Origin of the sequence: Blastococcus saxobsidens (assembly GCF_002938435.1) — a bacterium.
Taxonomy (GTDB): Bacteria; Actinomycetota; Actinomycetes; order Mycobacteriales; family Geodermatophilaceae; genus Blastococcus; species Blastococcus saxobsidens.
Genome location: NZ_POQT01000021.1, coordinates 11,540 through 28,791, shown reverse-complemented (window position 1 = coordinate 28,791; position 17,252 = coordinate 11,540). Strand labels below are relative to the sequence as shown.

The window sequence follows — 17,252 nt, the reverse complement described above, 5'->3', positions numbered from 1 at the left end:
CGAGGGGCGGGGCGTCCGCGTGCGCGGGGTCAGCCGGGGATGCCGTCCCCGGACGCCTCCGGGACGTCGAGGTGGACGACGAGGTCGGCGTGCGACCGCGACGCCTCGACGGTGCGGCCGTTGCGCCCGTCGACGGAGCGCACCCACTCCTCGGCTGCCTCCGGCGCGTGACCGTAGGAGCGCCGCCGGCGGACGAGGCGTCGCTCGCGCACGTCCGGCGGGACGTCGAGATACCAGACCTCGTCGAGGCAGGCGCGCACCGCCGACCAGCCGTGCTCCTCCAGCAGCAGGTAGTTGCCTTCGGTCAGCACGAGCGGGGTCTCCGGCCCGACCCGGACGGCGCTGCCGATCGACTCCTCGAGGGCTCGGTCGAACAGGGGCGCGTACACCGGCACCGGGGGCGGCGTCCGCAGCCGGCCGAGCAGAGCGACGTAGCCGTCGACGTCGAAGGTGTCCGGTGCTCCCTTCCGGTCGGCGCGACCCAGGCGCGCCAGTTCGGCGTTCGCGTAGTGGAAGCCGTCCATGCCCACCAGCGCTGCCCGGTCACCGAGGGCGTGCAGCAGCGCGGCGCAGAGGGTCGACTTGCCCGCTCCGGGGGCGCCGGTGATGCCCAGGACGCGCCGCGTGCCCGGTCGTGCCAGGGCGGCTGCCCGGTCGACCAGCTGCTGCGGCGTCGCGCGGACGGCCGGCGGGGAACCCGCGCCGGGCGGAGCCTGCTCGTGCACCGTCCACGTCCTCCCGCGCCGGCTGCCGCTGCGGCGCTGGATGGGCGCAGCGGGGCACGGAGGACGGTAGAGATGGGTCGGCACCGCCGTCAACGCGGCGGGCCGACACCCATGTCACCGGTGACATGAGCGTCGTGCTGTGGTTGCATCGGTCGGCGGACCGGCGCTCCTGCGGCGGTGCACGACCGCGACGGCACCTGCTGAGGAGATGCGCTTCCATGACCGACTTCGACGGCCGCACCGTGCTGGTCACCGGGGCCACCGGCGGCATCGGTGGGGCCACGGTGCGCCGGCTCCGGTCCGCGGGTGCGGACGTCATCGCCAGCGGCCGATCGGTCGAGTCGCTCGAGAAGCTGGCTGCCGGGACCGGCGCCCGGCCGCTCGCGTTCGACCTGACCTCCGAGGACAGCGTCCGCTCGGCGCTCGACGGGCTGGACCTGTGGGGCGTGGTCAACTGCGGGGGCTTCGGCGGGGAGATCGCCACTCCGATGGAGACCGACATCGATGTCTTCGACAAGGTGATCAGCATCAACGCCCGTGGCGCGCTGCTGGTCACGAAGTACGCGTCGGCGTCCATGATCCGGCTGGGTCGGGGCGGGGCCATCGTCAACGTGTCCAGCCAGGCGAGCCTGGTGGCGCTGCCCGGTCACATCTCCTACGGCTCGTCGAAGGCGGCGCTGGACAACATCACCCGCGTCTCGGCGCTCGAGCTCGGCAAGCACGGCATCCGGGTGAACAGCGTGAACCCGACCGTGGTCATGACCGAGATGTCGGCGTGGTACTGGGGTCGGCCCGACATCGAGCGGCCGTTCCTGGACCAGATTCCGCTGGGACGCTGGGCGACCGAGGACGAGATCGCCGCCCCGATCGTCTTCCTGCTCAGCGACGACGCCTCGATGATCTCCGGCGTCTCGCTGCCCATCGACGGCGGCTACACCGCCCGCTGACCGTGCGTCGCCGACCGCGCCCCGGACGGACCGCATCGGCGATGACGACGATGCGGGACGTCGCTGCCCTCGCCGGGGTCAGCGCCAAGACGGTGTCCCGGGTGTTCAACGACGACCCGCACGTCCTGCCGGGGACCCGCGCGCGGGTGACCGACGCGCTGCGGGAGCTGCGCTACGTCCCCAACTCCCTGGCCCAGTCCTTCCGCAACGGCCGTCCGCCGGTGCTGGGCGTGGCGGTCCCCGACCTCGCCGACCCGTTCTTCGCCGTCCTGACCAAGGCGGTGGAGGAGGTCGCCGCGGACGCCGACATGGCCGTCGTGGTGAGCAGCATCGGGTACGACCCGCGGCGCGAGGCGGGCGCGCTCGAGTCGCTGCTCGGCCGATCGCTCAGCGGGCTGGTCGTCGCGCCGACGTCCCAGGACCACGGCCACCTCGCCACCTGGGCCGCCCGGCTCCCGGTCGTCTTCGTCGACCGCCCGCCGCGGAACCTGACCGCCGACGCCTTCACCGGGGACGACCGCGAGGGTGGCCGGATCGCCACCGAGCACCTGCTCGCCCGCGGGCACCGGGACATCGCCTTCGTCGGGGACAGCCCGGCGATGACCACCACCGCCGACCGGCTCACCGGCCACCGGATGGCGCTGGCCGATGCGGGGCTGTCGCCGGCGGACGAGCTGGTCGCGTTCGGCGCCGTCGACCCGGAGAGCGCCGAACAGGTGGTCACCCGGCTCCGCTCGGCCGCTCGGCCACCGACGGCGCTGATCACCGGTGACGCCCGGACGACGATGACGCTCGTGCCCGCGCTCGCCGGCATGAGCTGGGCCCTCGTCGGCTTCGGTGACTTCCCGATGGCCCACATGCTCTCGCCGGCGTTGACCGTGATCGACCAGGACCCGGCCGCTCTCGGCCGGCTCGCCGCCGAGCGGGTGGTCGCGCGGATCGAGGCCCCGGAGCGCCGGTTCCGCCGGCACACCGTCCGCCCGGTCCGGCTCGTCGAGCGACGATCGAGCTGGTCGCCGGCGAAGGCAGCGGCCCTGTTCCCGTCGTCCTGTCCGCGCTCCGGTACCGGCGCTCCCCGGGCCGGGGGCGCGGCAGCGCGGACCGGCCTTCGCTCTCCCGACATCCCACCGTCGCTCGCCGAGGAGCCCCCGCCGTGACCGCAACGCCCTTGTCCAGCTCGACCCTGCCCGTGCTGCCCGGGACGGTGCGGCGGCCGGCGTACGACCGCACCGCCGTCGGCAGCGGCGTCGTCCACCTGGGCGTCGGGGGCTTCCACCGGTCGCACCAGGCCGTCTACTTCGACCGGTTGCTGGCACTCGGGCACGCGGACTGGGGGATCACCGGCATCGGGGTGCTCGCCGCCGACCGTCCGCTGCACACGGCGCTGCGGGCCCAGGACGGGCTCTACACGCTGGTGCTCAAGGGGGCCGACGGGTCGATCGAGCCCTCGGTGGTCGGCTCGCTCGTGGAGCTGCTCCTGCTGGACGACGACCCCGGAGCCGTGCTGGCGGCGATGGTCGCGCCCAGGACCCGGCTGGTCATCATGACCATCACCGAGGGCGGGTACAGCACCGACAAGTCCACCGGCCGGTTCCGGCTGGACGACGCGTTGGCCGCCGACCTGGCCGGCCCGTCCCCCCGGACCGCGTTCGGGTTGCTGGCCGAGGCGCTGCGCCGGCGCCGTGCGGCGGGCACGCCGCCGTTCACCGTCGTCTCCTGCGACAACGTGGAAGGCAACGGCGACCTCACCCGCCAGACGCTGCTGGAGTTCGTCCGGCTGCAGGAGGCGCGCACCGGCGACGGGCTCGCCGACTGGATCGCCGCCTCCGTCGCCTTCCCGAACTCGATGGTCGACCGGATCACCCCGGCGACGAGCGACGCGGACCGTCGGCGGCTGACGGACGAGACCGGCGTGGCCGACCGGTGGCCCGTGGTGGCCGAGCCGTACCTGCAGTGGGTGCTGGAGGACCGGTTCAGCGACGCCCGCCCGCCCCTGGACGAGGTCGGCGTCCAGCTGGTCGAGGACGTGCGCCCCTACGAGCTGATGAAGCTGCGGCTGCTCAACGCCAGCCACCAGGTGATGTCCTACCTGGGCTACCTGACCGGGTACCGCCGGGTCGACGAGGTGATGGCCGACCCGCTCTTCCACCAGCTGGTCGAGCGGTACATGCGGCTGGAGGCCACGCCGACCCTTCCGCCGGTGCCGGGCACCGACCTGGCGGAGTACCGGCGCACCCTGCTCGAGCGCTTCGCCAACCCAGCCGTCAGCGACACCCTGGCCCGCAACTGCGCCGAGGGTTCCGAGCGGCTCGCGACCTTCGTCCTCCCGGTCATCCGGGAGCAGCTCGCCTCCGGCGGCCCGATCGACCTCGCGGTGCTCGCCGTGGCCGCCTGGGCGCGGTACGCCGGCGGTACCGACGAGGACGGCGCGCCGATCCCCGTGGTCGACGCCCGGCTCGCCCGGCTCGCCCCGCTGCTGCGCCAACCGGACGGCGACCGCCTGGCAGTGCTCGCGGTCGGCGAGATCTTCGGTGACCTCGGGGCGGACGAACGCTTCCGGCGCTCCTACGCGCGGGCGGCCGAGCTGCTGGACCGGTTCGGGGCCCGGGAGGCGACGGCACGCACCGTCGGCTCCTGACCGTCACGAGGAGACCGCCGGGGGTGCGCGGGAGCGACGCACCCGGTGGGCAGCCTCCGGCTCGGGGACGGCGGCGATGTCAGGGAGCGCGGGACCGCCCAAGGGGTTGATCAGCACAGCACGCGTGAGGTCAGGCTCGGGCGCGGCCGGTGGCGGGCGTCGGGGAGAGCTGCGTACGAGCTGCTCAGGGTCGAGGCGCAGATTCGTTCCGCGTGGTCGGCCGGATCAGGCAGGCGCTGCCGCGGCGGCACGCGCAGACTCGGGTCGGTCGGAACCCGAGCAACGAGGAGACGCCCCATGGCAGACCCGGACACGCACGGTGCCGGACCGAACGGTGGTGCAGGCACGAGCGACCGCGAGCTGTTCAGCGAGGAGCGGTCTGCGGAGGTCGTCGCGCAGAGCTTCGCCGGCACCCCGGATCCGAGGCTCCGGCAGGTGATGACCTCCCTGGTCCGGCACCTGCACGCGTTCGTGAAGGACGTCGAGCTGACCGAGGAGGAGTGGGGGTTCGCGATCGACTTCCTGACCCGCACCGGGCACATGAGCGACGACCTGCGGCAGGAGTTCATCCTGCTCTCCGACGTCCTGGGCGTCTCGATGCTGGTGGAGACGATCAACCACCGCACCGGCGGCACCTCCACCGAGTCCACCGTCCTGGGGCCGTTCCACATGGTGGAGTCGCCGGTGCGGGAGCTCGGCGCCGACATCGCGCTGGACGGCAAGGGCACGCCATGCCTGGTGTCGGGCCGGGTGACCGGGCCGGACGGCGAACCGCTGGCCGGGGCGACCGTGGACGTGTGGCAGACCAACGAGGACGGCTTCTACGACGTGCAGCAGCCCGGCATCCAGCCGCCGGGCAACCTGCGCGGGCTCTTCACGGCCGACGACGACGGCCGGTTCTGGTTCCGCTCGGTGGTCCCGCGGTTCTACCCGATCCCCGACGACGGCCCCGTGGGCCAGCTGCTGGCCGCCACCGGCCGGCACCCCAACCGGCCGGCGCACCTGCACTTCATCGCCGCGGCACCGGGCTACCGGCCGGTGACCACGCACGTGTTCGTCGCCGACTCCCCGTACCTTGACTCCGACGCCGTCTTCGGGGTCAAGGAGTCGCTGGTCCGGGACGTGCCCGAGGTCGACGACCCGGCCCGTGCCGCCGAGGTCGGCCTCGCCAACCCGTTCCGCACCCTGACCTTCGACCTCTCCCTGCTGCGCGCCGACCAGGCGCCCGGGTCGGCCCCGCCGGCCGATGCGCAGCCCACCGTGGTGCGGGGTGCCCCGTCGTGATCGCGTCCTTCACGTACTCCGCGCTGCCGATGCGGGTGCGCTTCGGCGCCGGGTCGCTGAGCGCCCTGCCCGAGGAGGTCGCGGCGCTCGGGCTGACCCGGGTGCTCGTGCTCTGCTCACCGGAGCAGGAGGACACCGGGCGGCTCGTGGCCGCCGCCCTCGGCGACCGCGCGGCCGGCGTGCTCGCGGAGGCCCGCATGCACGTGCCGGTGGAGGTGGCGCACCGGGCCCGGGAGGTGGCTGCGGAGCTCGGCGCCGACGGCTGCGTGGCGGTCGGCGGCGGTTCGGCGGTCGGCCTGGGCAAGGCCATCGCGCTGGAGCACGGGTTGCCGGTCATCGCCGTCCCCACCACCTACGCCGGCTCGGAGATGACTCCGATCTGGGGTCTCACCGAGGGCGGCGCCAAGCGCACCGGCCGCGACAGCCGCGTGCTGCCGGCCAGCGTCGTCTACGACCCGGAGCTGACGGTGTCGCTGCCCGCGCAGCTGTCGGCCACCAGTGGGATGAACGCCGTCGCGCACGCGGTCGAGGGGCTCTACGCCCCGGACGCGAGCCCGATCGTCTCGCTCATGGCCGAGGAGGGGACCCGCGCGCTCGCCGCCGCCCTGCCCCGGGTGGTCGCCGACGGCGCCGACCTCGACGCGCGCGGCGAGGCCCAGTACGGCGCGTGGCTGTGCGGCGTCGTCCTCGGGGCGACCACCATGTCGCTGCACCACAAGCTGTGCCACACCCTCGGCGGCACGCTCGACCTGCCGCACGCCCAGACCCACACCGTCGTCCTCCCGCACGCGCTGGCCTACAACCGGCCCGCGGTGCCCGGCGCGGTCGCCGCACTCACCCGCGCCCTCGGCGGGGCGCCCGACCCCGCCCGCGAGCTGTGGGAGCTGGCCGGCCGGCTGGGTGCACCCCGCTCGCTGGCCGAGCTCGGCATGGCCGAGCGGGACATCGAGCGCATCGCCGACCTGGCCGTCGCCAACCCCTATTCGAACCCGCGCCCCGTCACCCGCGACGGTGTCGCGGCGCTGCTCCGGGCGGCCTGGGCGGGGGAACCCCCGGTGGCCCCGCCCGCCTAGGGGCCATCCTCCATGGGGCGGCACGGGCGGCTCAGCGTGGCCATCCGGAAGACCGGCCAGCCGATCTCGGTGCGCCAGGCGGCCGGGTCGGGGGTGTCGCGCGGGCCGACCAGGTACGTCTCGCGCACCGGCCCGGCCACGGCCAGCGCGTTGGCCACCACCCACGAGCCGAGCTCGCCGTAGGTGACGTCGATGTCGTCGTGCTCGCCGACGTGGGTGGTGACGGCCAGCTCGACGGCCGGCAGGGTCACCGGCCGCACCCGGCCGCTGCGTGGCGGCTCGGCCGACGGCCGGTACACCAGCACGTGCCCGCGGCCGGCCTCGAACAGCGCGTTGTCGTACAGCCCTCCCGGCGCGCCGGTGGGGTGCTCGACCACGGCGTCCAGCTCGGCCATGGCGCCGGCGTACCAGGCCAGGACGTCGTCGTGGTCCACGTCGTCCTCGACGGCCGCCACCGTGGTCACCGGGACGGCGCGCAGCTCGACGTCCGGCGGCGCGGCCTCGGGCCGAAGCAGCCGGCGCAGCGACGCCACCGCGGCGCGGGTCCGGTCCAGTTCCGACTCCAGTCGCCGCAGGTGGTCGGCGACGAGGGCGGCGCGGGTGCCCGGGTCGGGGGAGCGCAGGATGCGCTGGACGTCGGGCAGCGGGACGTCGAGCTCGCGCAGCCGGTGGATGACCTGGGCGGTCGGGATCTGGTCCGCGCCGTAGGAGCGGTAGCCCGTCGCGGGGTCCACGGTCTCGGGCTCGAGCAGGCCGGCGTCGTGGTAGCGGCGCAGGGTCCGCACGCTGAGATGGGTCAGCCGGGAGAACTCGCCGATGGACATCACGGGTGCACTCTGCACTCTCCCCCGGGGGGAGGGTCCAGCGCTTGACCCTCCCGCCGCGGGACGGCGCACGGTCGGTGCATGACGACACCGACCACGATCCAGCCCAGCCTGCTCCCGGCCCCGATCCTCGGCTTCCTCGCCGCGCACACCGCCCGCGTCGCCGACACCGCCGTCGCCGCCTTCACCCCGGACGCCGTCGTGACCGACGAGGGCCGCACCTTCCGCGGGACCGAGCAGATCCTGGGCTTCCTCCGGCACTCCGGGACGGAGTTCGACTACACGACCGAGCTGACCGGAGCCCAGCGGGTCGACGACGGGCACTGGGTGGCGGTCAACCGCCTGGAGGGGAACTTCCCCGGCGGCGTGGTCGACCTGGCCTACCGCTTCACCATGGACGGAGAACTCGTCGCGGAGCTGGACATCGCTCCGGTGTGAGCACTGCCCAGCGCCCGGTGCCGGGCCCGCGGGTCAGCCGATCCACCGGCGCATCTGACCGGCCATGACCCGGCCGAACCGGAGCTCGGGGAAGTGGGCGCCGGCTCCGTAGGTGTTCTCCCCCTCGAGCTCCCGGAACAGCCGTTCGCGCACCCGGGCGGCGAGCTGGGGGTCGACGTCGCCCATGGCGTACCAGGTGGGTTCGTCCAGCTGCAGGGGGCAGGTGACCGCGTCGCCGAGCAGCAGCGCCCGGTGGATGCCGGAGGACACGATGACCGACAGGTGGCCGGGGGTGTGCCCCGGGGTCGGGGTGACGTCGACCCCGGGGACGACGGTGGTGTCACCGTCGACGAGGTGGATGCGGGCGGGGTCGGTGGACCGCATCCCGTGCCGGATGTGGTCGAGCATCCTGCTCCGCGGGTCGAGCACGAAGTGCTCCCAGTCGGCCGCCCCGAACCAGAGGTCGGCCCGCGGGAAGACCGGCCGGCCGACGAGGTCGAACAGCCAGCCGCAGTGGTCGAGGTGCAGGTGGGTGCAGATGACCACGTCGACCTCGTCGGGGGTCACCCCGGCCGCCCGCAGCCCCGTCGGCAGCTGCCCGCCGACGAGCAGCCGCCGGGGACCGTCGTCGTGCAGGTCCGGCCCCAGGCCCGCGTCGACCAGGACCACGTGCGAGCCGGTCCTGACGAGGAAGCAGCCGATCGGCATCCACGCCTGCCCGTGCCGGTCGAAGAAGTCCTCGTGGCCGTGCGCGGTGACGTGGTCGCCGAAGTAGCCGGGGGCGGCCCGGAAGGTGCCGTCGGCGATGGGGTGGACGTCGATCTCCCCGACCTGCATGGGTGCTCCGCTCCGTGGGGGAACTCGTGGCGGGCACCGGGCCCGGGACCCATGGTGCACCCACTCCGGAGCGGTCGCCGGGTCACCAGGGTCAGGGCGCCTCGGGCGCCGGGGCTGCCTGCGCGGCCGGGGTCGCCTGCGTCGCCGCCCAGCTCGCCAGCACCTTCAACCCGTCCTCCGACGCCGAGCCCGGTGCGGCCGTGTAGATGGTCAGCCGCAGGGTCGAGCGGTCCTCGGCCGGCAGGTCCAGGGTGCAGTAGCCGAGGTCGAGGGTGCCGACGACGGGGTGGTGGAACTGCTTGGCGCCGTCGTGGTGGATGCGGACGTCGTGGGCGGCCCAGCGGGTGCGGAACTCCTCGCTGACGGTGGACAGCTCCCCGACGAGCTCGCGCAGCTGGGTGTCGTGCGGCCGGCGGCCGGCCTCGGCGCGAAGCAGGGCCGCGGTGATCCGGGCCGCGCCCGCCCAGTCGGGGTAGAAGTCGCGCGCCCGCGCGTCGAGGAACTGGAACCGGGCGAAGTTCGCCTGCCGCCGCGGGTTGTCGAACAGCGGGAAGTGCAGCGCCCGCCCGAGGGTGTTGGTCGCGACGATGTCGAGGCGGCCGTTCGCGACGAACGCCGCCGAACCGGTCACCGTGTCCAGCATCCACTGCACCCGCGGCGGGATCTGCGCCTTGGCGCGGCGCGGCGGCGTGCGGGGAGGGCGGGCGGCGCGGGCGAGGTCGAACAGGTAGGTCCGTTCGGCGTCGTCCAGCTGCAGCGCCCGGGCGACGGCCTCCAAGACGTCCTCGGAGACGCCGCTGATGTGGCCCTTCTCCAGCCGGGTGTACCAGTCGGTGCTCACGCCGGCGAGGACGGCGACCTCCTCGCGGCGCAGCCCCGGTACCCGCCGCCGGCCTCCTCCGGGCAGCAGCCCGGCCTGCTCGGGGGTGATCCGGGCCCGCCGGCTGGCGAGGAAGTCCCGGATGTCGGAGCGGTTGTCCACGCCGTCGACGCTACGTCGCGCAGCCGGGGGAGGGAGGTCGAGCTTGTACCCCCCACACACTCGCCCTCCCACGTGCGGCCCGGGAGGCGTTCGGTGGTGCTCGACCACCGGACGGACCACGTCACGAGGAGAACTCCCGCATGCGCGTCAACGCCTACGCCGCCCCCGCCGCCGGCGAGCCCCTGGCCCCCACCACCATCGAGCGCCGCGCGGTCGGCGCGAACGACGTGCTCGTCGAGATCGAGTACGCCGGCATCTGCCACTCCGACATCCACACCGTCAACGGCGACTGGGGGCCGCAGCCCTTCCCGGTCGTGCCCGGTCACGAGATCGTCGGCCACGTCACCGAGGTCGGACCCGACGTCACCCGCCACCGCATCGGGGACCGCGTCGGGGTCGGCTGCATGGTCAACAGCTGCGGCGAGTGCGCCAACTGCCTGGGCGGCGACGAGCAGTACTGCGTCCACGGCATGGTGGCCACCTACGCCGGTACCGACCGCGACGGGAGCACGACCCAGGGCGGCTACTCCACGCACGTCGTCGTCGACGCCGGCTACGTCCTGCGGGTGCCCGAGGGCATCGACCCGGCCGCCGCCGCGCCGCTGCTGTGCGCCGGCATCACCACCTGGTCGCCGCTGCGCCGCTGGGGGGCCGGCCCGGGCCGGCGCGTCGCCGTCGTCGGGCTGGGCGGTCTGGGGCACATGGCCGTCAAGCTCGCGCACGCCATGGGCGCCGAGGTGACGGTGCTGTCGCAGTCGCTGAAGAAGCAGGAGGACGGCCTGCGGCTGGGCGCCACCGACTACTTCGCGACCAGCGACCCCGACACGTTCGCGCAGCTGGCCGGCCGTTTCGACCTGGTCGTCAACACCGTCAGCGCGCCGATCGACGTCAACGCGTACCTGTCGCTGCTCGCCGTGGACGGGGCGCTGGTCAACGTCGGTGCCCCCGCGGAGCCGCTCAGCGTGCACGCGATGTCGTTGATCGGCGGGCGGCGGACGTTCGCCGGCTCGATGATCGGCGGGATCGCCGCGACGCAGGAGATGCTCGACTTCTGCGCCGAGCACGGCATCGGCGCGGAGGTCGAGGTCATCCCGGCCGAGCAGGTCAACGAGGCCTACGCGCGGGTGCTGGCCTCCGACGTCCGCTACCGGTTCGTCATCGACGCCGCGACCCTGCGGTGACGCCCACCGACCCGGCGCCGTCCCGACCCGGCGTCAGGAGCGGCGGTGGCTCAGGTGGTTTCGGGAACCGTGGAGAGGTGCTCGTGCACGGCCAGCCAGCGGCCGTCGTCCTGCCGGCAGAACACGATGGTCTCCCGCTCGTCGAGCTCCGAGACGACCCCCCGTTCGCTGGTGGTGGTGCGGACCCGGTGGGTGAGCACCGCCGCGTCGCCGTGCACCTGCACGACGGTGTCGGTGGTCGTGCAGGCCAGCACCGCGAACCCGGTGTCGTCCTGCCAGCGCGACCACTCGCGACGGTAGGCGTCCGTCGACGGGAGGAGCGCTCCGGTGGTGGGGAAGAGGAACGTCGCGTCGTCCGCGAAGCAGGCGAAGTACCCGTCCAGGTCCCCGCGACCGAACGCCGCCACGAGCTCGGCGGCAGCCCGGTGCACCTCCTCGACGGCGCTCACGGGCGGCGGCCGTCGAGGAGGGGGCAGCGGCTCACGGGGCGACCGTGTCCTGGGGGCGGCGTCCGGCCCGGTGCACCGAGGCGCGCGGGTCGTCGACGATCGGCGTCGGCTCGTCGTCCTTGACCGGCACCCAGCGGGGACCCTCCGGGCCGAAGGCGTGTCGCGGCTCCGGGAAGGCGAACAGCAGCGCCAGGTAGATCACCGCGGCCAGCCCGAGCGAGACGGGGAGGCTGACGTCGATGCCGCCGCCGACGACGGCGTTGAAGGGCCCCACGATCAGCGGCGGGTAGTTGGCGAACAGCAGGCCGGCGATGGCCGCCGGGACCCAGGCGACCATCCCGCGCCAGTTGACGCCGTTGCTGAACCAGTACCGCCCACCGGTCCGGCCCTGGTTGAAGACCTGCACGTCCTCCGGCGAGTAGTAGCCGCGGCGGACGACGTAGCCGAGCATCATGATGATCATCCAGGGCGTGGTGCAGATGACGATCGCGCCGATGAAGGCGTTCACGCTGGCCAGCAGGTCGAAGGCCAGCCGCCCCACGAGGATGAAGACGAAGGCCACCGCGCCGATGACCAGCGAGGCCTGCACCCGGTTGAGCCGCGGGAACACCGAGGAGAAGTCCAGGCCGGTGCCGTAGAGCGAGGTCACGCCGGTGGACATGCCGCCCAGGAACGCCACGACGATCAGCAGCAGCGCGTACCACAGCGGGGAGACCTGGATCAGGGCGACGACGTAGTCCACCTCACCGGCGACGATGGTGGCCGTGCCGACGCCGAAGAGGAACGGGACGAGGGTGGCCAGCTGGCCGGTGAAGGTCGCCGCCAGCAGCCGCCCGGTGGAGGTGCCCGCGGGGATGTAGCGCGACCAGTCGCCCAGGAAGGCGCCGAAGCTGATCGGGTTGCCCATGACGATCAGTGCCGAGAGCAGGAACGTGGGCCAGAAGCTGCCCAGCGCGTACGCCTCCGGGCCCGGGTCGTAGCCGGCGTCGAACAGCGAGGCGTAGGCCACGATGCCCAGCAGGAACAGCGCGGTGTTGGCCAGGACGACGACCTTGTTGACCAGCAGCATGAACTGGTAGCCGTAGATCACCACGGCGATCACGAGCGCGCCGAGGACGGCGTAGATGACCCCGCGGAACAGGTCGGAGTCACCCGTCCCGAAGAGCCGGGTGGCCGCACCGACGATGGCGTCGCCGCTGACCCACACCGAGATCGAGTAGAAGGCGAACGCGGTCAGCAGGGACAGGAAGGAGCCGAGCACCCGGCCCCGGACGCCGAAGTGGGCGCCGGAGGAGACCGCGTTGTTCGTGCCCGTGCGCGGCCCGAACAGGCCCATCGGCATGAGGATGAGCGCGCCCACGACGACGCCGGTCAACGTGGCCAGCACCGCCTCGGTCAGCGAGAGCCCCAGCAGCACCGGGAACGTCCCCAGGATGACGGTCGCGAAGGTGTTGGCCCCGCCGAACTGGATGCGGAACAGGTCGAACGGCCGCGACGTGCGTTCGGCGTCCGGGATGGTGTCGATCCCGTGCTGCTCGATCTCGGTCACTCGAGGCCGGCGCGCATCCGCAGCCAATCCCGCGAATTCCGCTCCACTCATGTGCCACCTCCGGGTGAGGCGGTGACGACGGCCACCGCGGTGGGCAGAGGTTAGAGGCCGGGTTGCCTGTGAGACAACCTTTGTTGCACAAGCGATGTCGGGCATGCTGCAGCCAGGCGACGACCGGAGGGGGCGGCATGGCAGGCGAGGTCCGGCGGCTGACGCGGCCGCACGATCCGGCGGAGGCCCGCATCGGCGCCCGGCTGCGGACGGCCCGGCAGGCCGCGGGCCTCACGCTCGCCGCGGTCGCGGTCGAGGCCGGCCTCACCAAGGGCTTCCTCAGCCGGCTGGAGCGCGACGAGGTCTCGCCGTCGGTGGCCTCCCTGGTGACCGTCTGCGGGGTCCTCGGGATCAGCGTGGGCCAGCTGTTCGAGGCCCCGGACACGTCCCTGGTCCGCGCGGGTGAGGCGCCGCCGATCAACTTCGGCGGCCGGGGGTTGCGCGAGTACCTCCTGACGGCCGGTTCCCAGCGGCAGCTGCAGGTCATCCGGTCCCTGGTGGAACCGGGCGGCGGTGGCGGTCCGGAGTTGTACTCGCTGGCCTGCGAGGCGGAGTTCGTCTACGTGGCGGCCGGGCAGCTGCGGCTGCTCCTGCCCGGCGACACGGTCGACCTGGCCGACGGGGACGCCTTCACGATGCCGGGTGCCACGCCGCACACCTGGCTCAACCCCTCGCAGCACACGGTGGCGGACGTGCTGTGGGTCCTCAGCCCCGCGCCGTGAGCAACGCGCATCCCAGGAGGTCAGCATGACGAGCGTCCCCGGGGCGCCGATCAGCGGTGTGGTCGACCTGTCGCACCCGCTGGCGGACGGCATGCCGGTGTACCCCGGCGATCCGCTGGTCCGCATCGGGTCCGCGACGACGGTGCGGGAGCACGGCTACAACGTGCTGCACGTGGCGATGGGGTCGCAGACCGGCACCCACGTGGACGCGCCGTACCACTTCCTCGACGACGGGGCGCGCATCGACGAGCTGCCCCTCGAGCTCTTCCTGGCGCCCGCCGTCGTGGTGGACGTGCGCGGCAAGCGGCCGCACACCGCGATCACCTGGTCGGACCTGCGGCCGGTCGCCGACCGGCTCGGCCCGGGCCGGATGCTGCTGCTGCACACCGGCTGGGACGCCCACTGGGGGAGTGACGAGTACTTCGGCCACCCGTTCCTCGACGGCGAGGCGGCCGAGCGGGTCGTCGCCGCCGGTGTGCGGACCGTCGGCCTGGACGCCCTCAGCCTCGACGAGACCGTGCTCGACGGGAACCCGGCCGGTGGCTTCGCGGCGCACCTGGCCGTCCTGGGCGCCGGTGGCGTCATCGTGGAGAACCTGCGCGGGCTCGACGCCCTCGAGGCGGTCGAGCCCGTGGTCAGCGTGCTGCCCCTGCGGCTGGCCGGAGCCGACGGCGCCCCCGTCCGCGCTGTCGCCTTCGAGGGCCCGCCGGGGGGCTGGGCGGCAGATGCCGCCCGGTGACGCGCCCGGTCTCCCGCGGCGGGCCAGCGGCGGTGGCGGCGCCCGGCGCGTGGCCGGGACCGGAGGGCGGTCCCGGGACGGCCGTCAGGCGACGTCGGTGCGGGCGGAGGAGAGGTAGGCGCGGACCGCGGGCTCGGGCACGCGGAAGGAGCGGCCGACGCGGACCGCGGAGAGCTCGCCGCCGTGGACCAGGCGGTAGACGGTCATCTTCGAGACCCGCATGATCGCCGCGACCTCGGCGACGGTGAGGAAGCTGACCGGGCGCGGGGCCGGGCGCTCGCCGGCCGGTCGCTGGACGGCGCCCGGGTGCTGGACGGTGCCCGGGCGCGCGACCATGCCCGGGTGCGGCGGACGCGCGCCGGTGGGGAGCGGGCGGGCGCCGGCGGGGGCGCCGTGCACGGCCGGGCGGGGTGCGGGGTACCGGCTCGGGGCGACGGGGCGGGCGAGCGTCGCAACGGCGGAGCGGTGGGGGAGGGTCATGTCGTTCCTCTCGGTGGCAGGCCGGACCCTGTGACTACGGATCGCGTTTTCCTTGACACCCACCGTAAGCGGCGGGGGAGCCGGCCGCGACGGCGAGCGGAACGGGACGGACCGGTCCCGTTCGTCACATGTTGCCCGTGCGCCCCGCGGGAGCGCCGGGCGTCTACGGCGGCGGGAGCAGCCGGGCGGCCAGCGAGCGGGCGGCGTCCTGCACGCACCGGCGGAAGAGCTCGTCGTCCCCGGTGCACAGCCAGTTGACCGACGCCCCGAAGAGCAGCCCGAGCAGCGACTCCGCCAGGACCTCGACGTCGCCGGACCAGCTGCCGCCGGTCGCCTCGGCCAGCCGGTGCAGCAGGTCCAGGACGTCGGCGCGGTACTGCTCCGTGGACTCCCGGGCGGCGGCGCGCAGGTCCTCGTCCCGGCCGCCCATCATGGTCAGCTCCTGGAGCACGATCTCGGCCCCCGGGTCGGCGAGGACGCTGTCGGTGTAGCCCACCAGCGCGCGCGTGAGGATCTCGGTGGGCGTGCCTTCGGCCTCGACCGCTCGCCGCAGCAGTGCGGTGGCGTTCTCCCGGTCGGCCTGGAACACCGCGCGCACCAGCTCGGCCTTGGAGCCGAAGGCGTAGTGGACGGCGCCGAGCGGGACGCCCGCCTCGCGGGCGACCGCGCGGGTGGTGAGCGCCCACGCCCCCTCGCGCTGCATCACCCGCATGGCAGCGGCCACGAGCTGGGCCCGCCGCTGCTCGACCGGCAGGTGGGCGCGCTTGCCGGCTGTCACCGCGCCACCGTCTCGCGCTCGGCGCGGGGGTGCGCAGCGGGCGTCCCGGTGCTCAGCTCCGGCCGCAGCAGGACGACGGCCTGCGCGGCGACGTAGGCGGCGACCAGGGCGGCGATGACCAGGACGACGTCCATGCCGGCGACGAAGGCCTCCCCGGCCTCGGCGAGGAAGGTCGCCGCGGTTCCCGGCGGCAGGCCGGCGGCGATCTCCGTCGCCGCGCCGAGGGACTCGCGGGCCGTGTCCACCGCCTGCCCGGAGACGCCGTCGACGTCGGCGAGCCGGCCGGCGTAGACCGACAGCCCGACCGTGCCCAGCACGGCCGTGCCCATGGCGGCGCCGAACTCGTAGGCGGTCTCGGACACGGCCGCGGCGGCGCCGGCCCGCTCGGGCGGTGCCACGGTGAGGATGACGTCGTTGGTCAGCGCCTCGGCGGCGCCCACCCCGGCGCCGATGAGCAGCCCGGCCGCCACGAGGACCGTGCGGTCGCCGTCGACCCCGAGCAGGGTGCCGACCGCCAGGCCGGCCGCGGCCACGGCCATACCGCCGCCGATCACCCAGCGCAGGTGCAGCCGGCGGGCCAGCCAGGGGGCGGCCAGCGATCCGACGATGGTCGCGCACGCCAGCGGCAGCATCCAGACGCCGGCGCGCAGCGGGCTCATGCCCAGTACGAGCATGAGGTACTGCGGCAGGTAGAACAGCACGCCGAGCAGCGCGAAGACGGTGAGCAGGTTGGTCGCCACCGCCGCCGAGAAGACGCGGTTGCCGAACAGCCACAGGTCCAGCAGCGGCTGGGCCAGCGTGCGCTGACGGCGCACGAAGATCCACAGCAGGGTGAGGCCGAGCGCGAAGGACAGCACCACGGACGCGTCCGGGCCGTCCTTCGCCACCGTCTTCAGCCCGTACACCACCGGCAGGATGCCGGCGATCGACAGCGCGCCGGAGAGCACGTCGAACGGGCCGGGGCGGGCCGTCCGCGACTCGGGCAGCAACGTGAGCGCGCCGACGACCAGGAGCGCCATCACGGGGGTGTTGACCAGGAAGACCGAGCCCCACCAGAAGTGCTCGAGCAGCACCCCGCCGACGATGGGGCCCACCGCGGCGCCGCCGGAGAAGGCCGCCGCCCAGACCGCGATGGCCAGCCGGCGCTCGCGGTCGTCCGGGAACACGGTCCGCAGCAGCGCCAGGGTGGAGGGCATCAGGGTCGCCCCGCCCAGCCCCAGCAGCGCCCGCGCGGCGATGAGGAGTTCGGGCGTGGTGGCGAACGCGGCCATCGTGGAGGCGATCCCGAAGGCGACGGCGCCGATCACCAGCAGTCGGCGGCGCCCGATGCGGTCGCCGAGGTTGCCCATGAGCACGAGCAGGCCGGCGAGCAGGAACGAGTAGATGTCGACGATCCACAGCAGCTGGCTCGACGTCGGCCCGAGGTCGGCCGACAGCGCGGGGACGGCGAAACCGAGCACCGTCATGTCGATGCTGATCAGCAGGACCGGCAGCGCCAGGACCGCGAGCGCGGACCAGCGTTGGAGCCGACTCACCGGGGCCTCCAGGAACGGGG

Annotated in this window: 18 protein-coding genes; 9 read left to right on the top strand and 9 right to left on the bottom strand. The window is 74.2% G+C overall.

The window, feature by feature from the left end; translation table 11 throughout:
• Positions 1–29 precede the first annotated feature (29 nt).
• The gene (locus tag C5507_RS13455; RefSeq protein WP_104529035.1) at positions 30–725 is read right to left on the bottom strand and encodes a nucleoside/nucleotide kinase family protein; all 696 of its coding nucleotides are present in this window, start codon (positions 723–725) and stop codon (positions 30–32) included.
• 218 nt (positions 726–943) lie between these two features.
• Here C5507_RS13455 and C5507_RS13450 point away from each other — a divergent pair, with 218 nt between their 5' ends.
• The 5 genes from C5507_RS13450 to C5507_RS13430 all read left to right on the top strand — a co-directional run bounded on the left by C5507_RS13450 (position 944) and on the right by C5507_RS13430 (position 6,667).
• Positions 944–1,672, top strand: coding sequence for an SDR family oxidoreductase (locus C5507_RS13450; RefSeq protein ID WP_104529034.1), 729 nt, complete (start codon positions 944–946; stop codon positions 1,670–1,672).
• 41 nt (positions 1,673–1,713) lie between these two features.
• The gene (locus C5507_RS13445; protein WP_242611058.1) at positions 1,714–2,829 is read left to right on the top strand and encodes a LacI family DNA-binding transcriptional regulator; all 1,116 of its coding nucleotides are present in this window, start codon (positions 1,714–1,716) and stop codon (positions 2,827–2,829) included.
• Positions 2,826–4,310: a mannitol dehydrogenase family protein gene (locus C5507_RS13440; RefSeq protein ID WP_104529033.1), complete on the top strand. Its 1,485-nt coding sequence runs from the start codon at positions 2,826–2,828 to the stop codon at positions 4,308–4,310. Before C5507_RS13445 ends, C5507_RS13440 begins: the two co-directional genes overlap by 4 nt.
• A 297-nt stretch (positions 4,311–4,607) precedes the next feature.
• Positions 4,608–5,594, top strand: coding sequence for an intradiol ring-cleavage dioxygenase (locus C5507_RS13435; RefSeq protein ID WP_104529032.1), 987 nt, complete (start codon positions 4,608–4,610; stop codon positions 5,592–5,594).
• Complete coding sequence (locus tag C5507_RS13430; protein WP_207225729.1) at positions 5,591–6,667, top strand: maleylacetate reductase; 1,077 nt, start codon at positions 5,591–5,593, stop codon at positions 6,665–6,667. Before C5507_RS13435 ends, C5507_RS13430 begins: the two co-directional genes overlap by 4 nt.
• On the opposite strand, the gene C5507_RS13425 is transcribed toward C5507_RS13430, so the two are convergent.
• Entirely contained in the window at positions 6,664–7,491 is an 828-nt protein-coding gene (locus C5507_RS13425; RefSeq protein ID WP_242611367.1) for a MerR family transcriptional regulator, read from the bottom strand. The genes C5507_RS13430 and C5507_RS13425 overlap by 4 nt on opposite strands.
• 81 nt (positions 7,492–7,572) lie before the next feature.
• Here C5507_RS13425 and C5507_RS13420 point away from each other — a divergent pair, with 81 nt between their 5' ends.
• Positions 7,573–7,929 carry a nuclear transport factor 2 family protein gene (locus C5507_RS13420; RefSeq protein ID WP_104529030.1) on the top strand — a complete coding sequence of 119 codons (357 nt, stop codon included), beginning with the start codon at positions 7,573–7,575 and terminating at the stop codon, positions 7,927–7,929.
• 33 nt (positions 7,930–7,962) lie between these two features.
• Here the strand turns inward: C5507_RS13420 and C5507_RS13415 are convergent, their stop codons facing one another.
• Entirely contained in the window at positions 7,963–8,766 is an 804-nt protein-coding gene (locus C5507_RS13415; protein WP_104529029.1) for an MBL fold metallo-hydrolase, read from the bottom strand.
• Between the two features lie 91 nt (positions 8,767–8,857).
• Positions 8,858–9,748, bottom strand: coding sequence for a helix-turn-helix transcriptional regulator (locus C5507_RS13410; RefSeq protein ID WP_104529028.1), 891 nt, complete (start codon positions 9,746–9,748; stop codon positions 8,858–8,860).
• 140 nt (positions 9,749–9,888) lie between these two features.
• Between C5507_RS13410 and C5507_RS13405 the strand changes: the two genes are divergently transcribed.
• A complete protein-coding gene (locus tag C5507_RS13405; RefSeq protein WP_104529027.1) occupies positions 9,889–10,929 on the top strand; it encodes an NAD(P)-dependent alcohol dehydrogenase in 1,041 nt (346 codons plus the stop codon).
• Positions 10,930–10,979: 50 nt separating this feature from the next.
• Here C5507_RS13405 and C5507_RS13400 read toward each other — a convergent pair whose 3' ends face one another.
• Together C5507_RS13400 and C5507_RS13395 are read right to left on the bottom strand one after the other, a co-directional pair.
• Entirely contained in the window at positions 10,980–11,378 is a 399-nt protein-coding gene (locus tag C5507_RS13400; RefSeq protein WP_104529026.1) for a YybH family protein, read from the bottom strand.
• 31 nt (positions 11,379–11,409) lie between these two features.
• Positions 11,410–12,978 (bottom strand): purine-cytosine permease family protein, encoded by a 1,569-nt coding sequence (locus tag C5507_RS13395; RefSeq protein WP_104529025.1) that lies wholly within the window; start codon positions 12,976–12,978, stop codon positions 11,410–11,412.
• Between the two features lie 137 nt (positions 12,979–13,115).
• Between C5507_RS13395 and C5507_RS13390 the strand changes: the two genes are divergently transcribed.
• On the top strand, positions 13,116–13,700 hold the full coding sequence (locus tag C5507_RS13390; protein ID WP_104529024.1) for a helix-turn-helix domain-containing protein: 585 nt from the start codon (positions 13,116–13,118) through the stop codon (positions 13,698–13,700).
• A 25-nt stretch (positions 13,701–13,725) separates the two neighbouring features.
• Positions 13,726–14,439, top strand: coding sequence for a cyclase family protein (locus C5507_RS13385; RefSeq protein ID WP_104529023.1), 714 nt, complete (start codon positions 13,726–13,728; stop codon positions 14,437–14,439).
• An 84-nt stretch (positions 14,440–14,523) separates the two neighbouring features.
• Here C5507_RS13385 and C5507_RS23515 read toward each other — a convergent pair whose 3' ends face one another.
• The 3 genes from C5507_RS23515 to C5507_RS13370 all read right to left on the bottom strand — a co-directional run bounded on the left by C5507_RS23515 (position 14,524) and on the right by C5507_RS13370 (position 17,232).
• Complete coding sequence (locus C5507_RS23515) at positions 14,524–14,919, bottom strand: helix-turn-helix domain-containing protein (RefSeq protein ID WP_207225727.1); 396 nt, start codon at positions 14,917–14,919, stop codon at positions 14,524–14,526.
• Between the two features lie 163 nt (positions 14,920–15,082).
• Positions 15,083–15,697 (bottom strand): TetR/AcrR family transcriptional regulator, encoded by a 615-nt coding sequence (locus C5507_RS13375; protein ID WP_104529022.1) that lies wholly within the window; start codon positions 15,695–15,697, stop codon positions 15,083–15,085.
• Positions 15,694–17,232, bottom strand: coding sequence for an MFS transporter (locus tag C5507_RS13370; protein WP_104529021.1), 1,539 nt, complete (start codon positions 17,230–17,232; stop codon positions 15,694–15,696). The genes C5507_RS13375 and C5507_RS13370 overlap by 4 nt, the downstream gene beginning before the upstream one ends.
• Between the last annotated feature and the right edge of the window lie 20 nt (positions 17,233–17,252).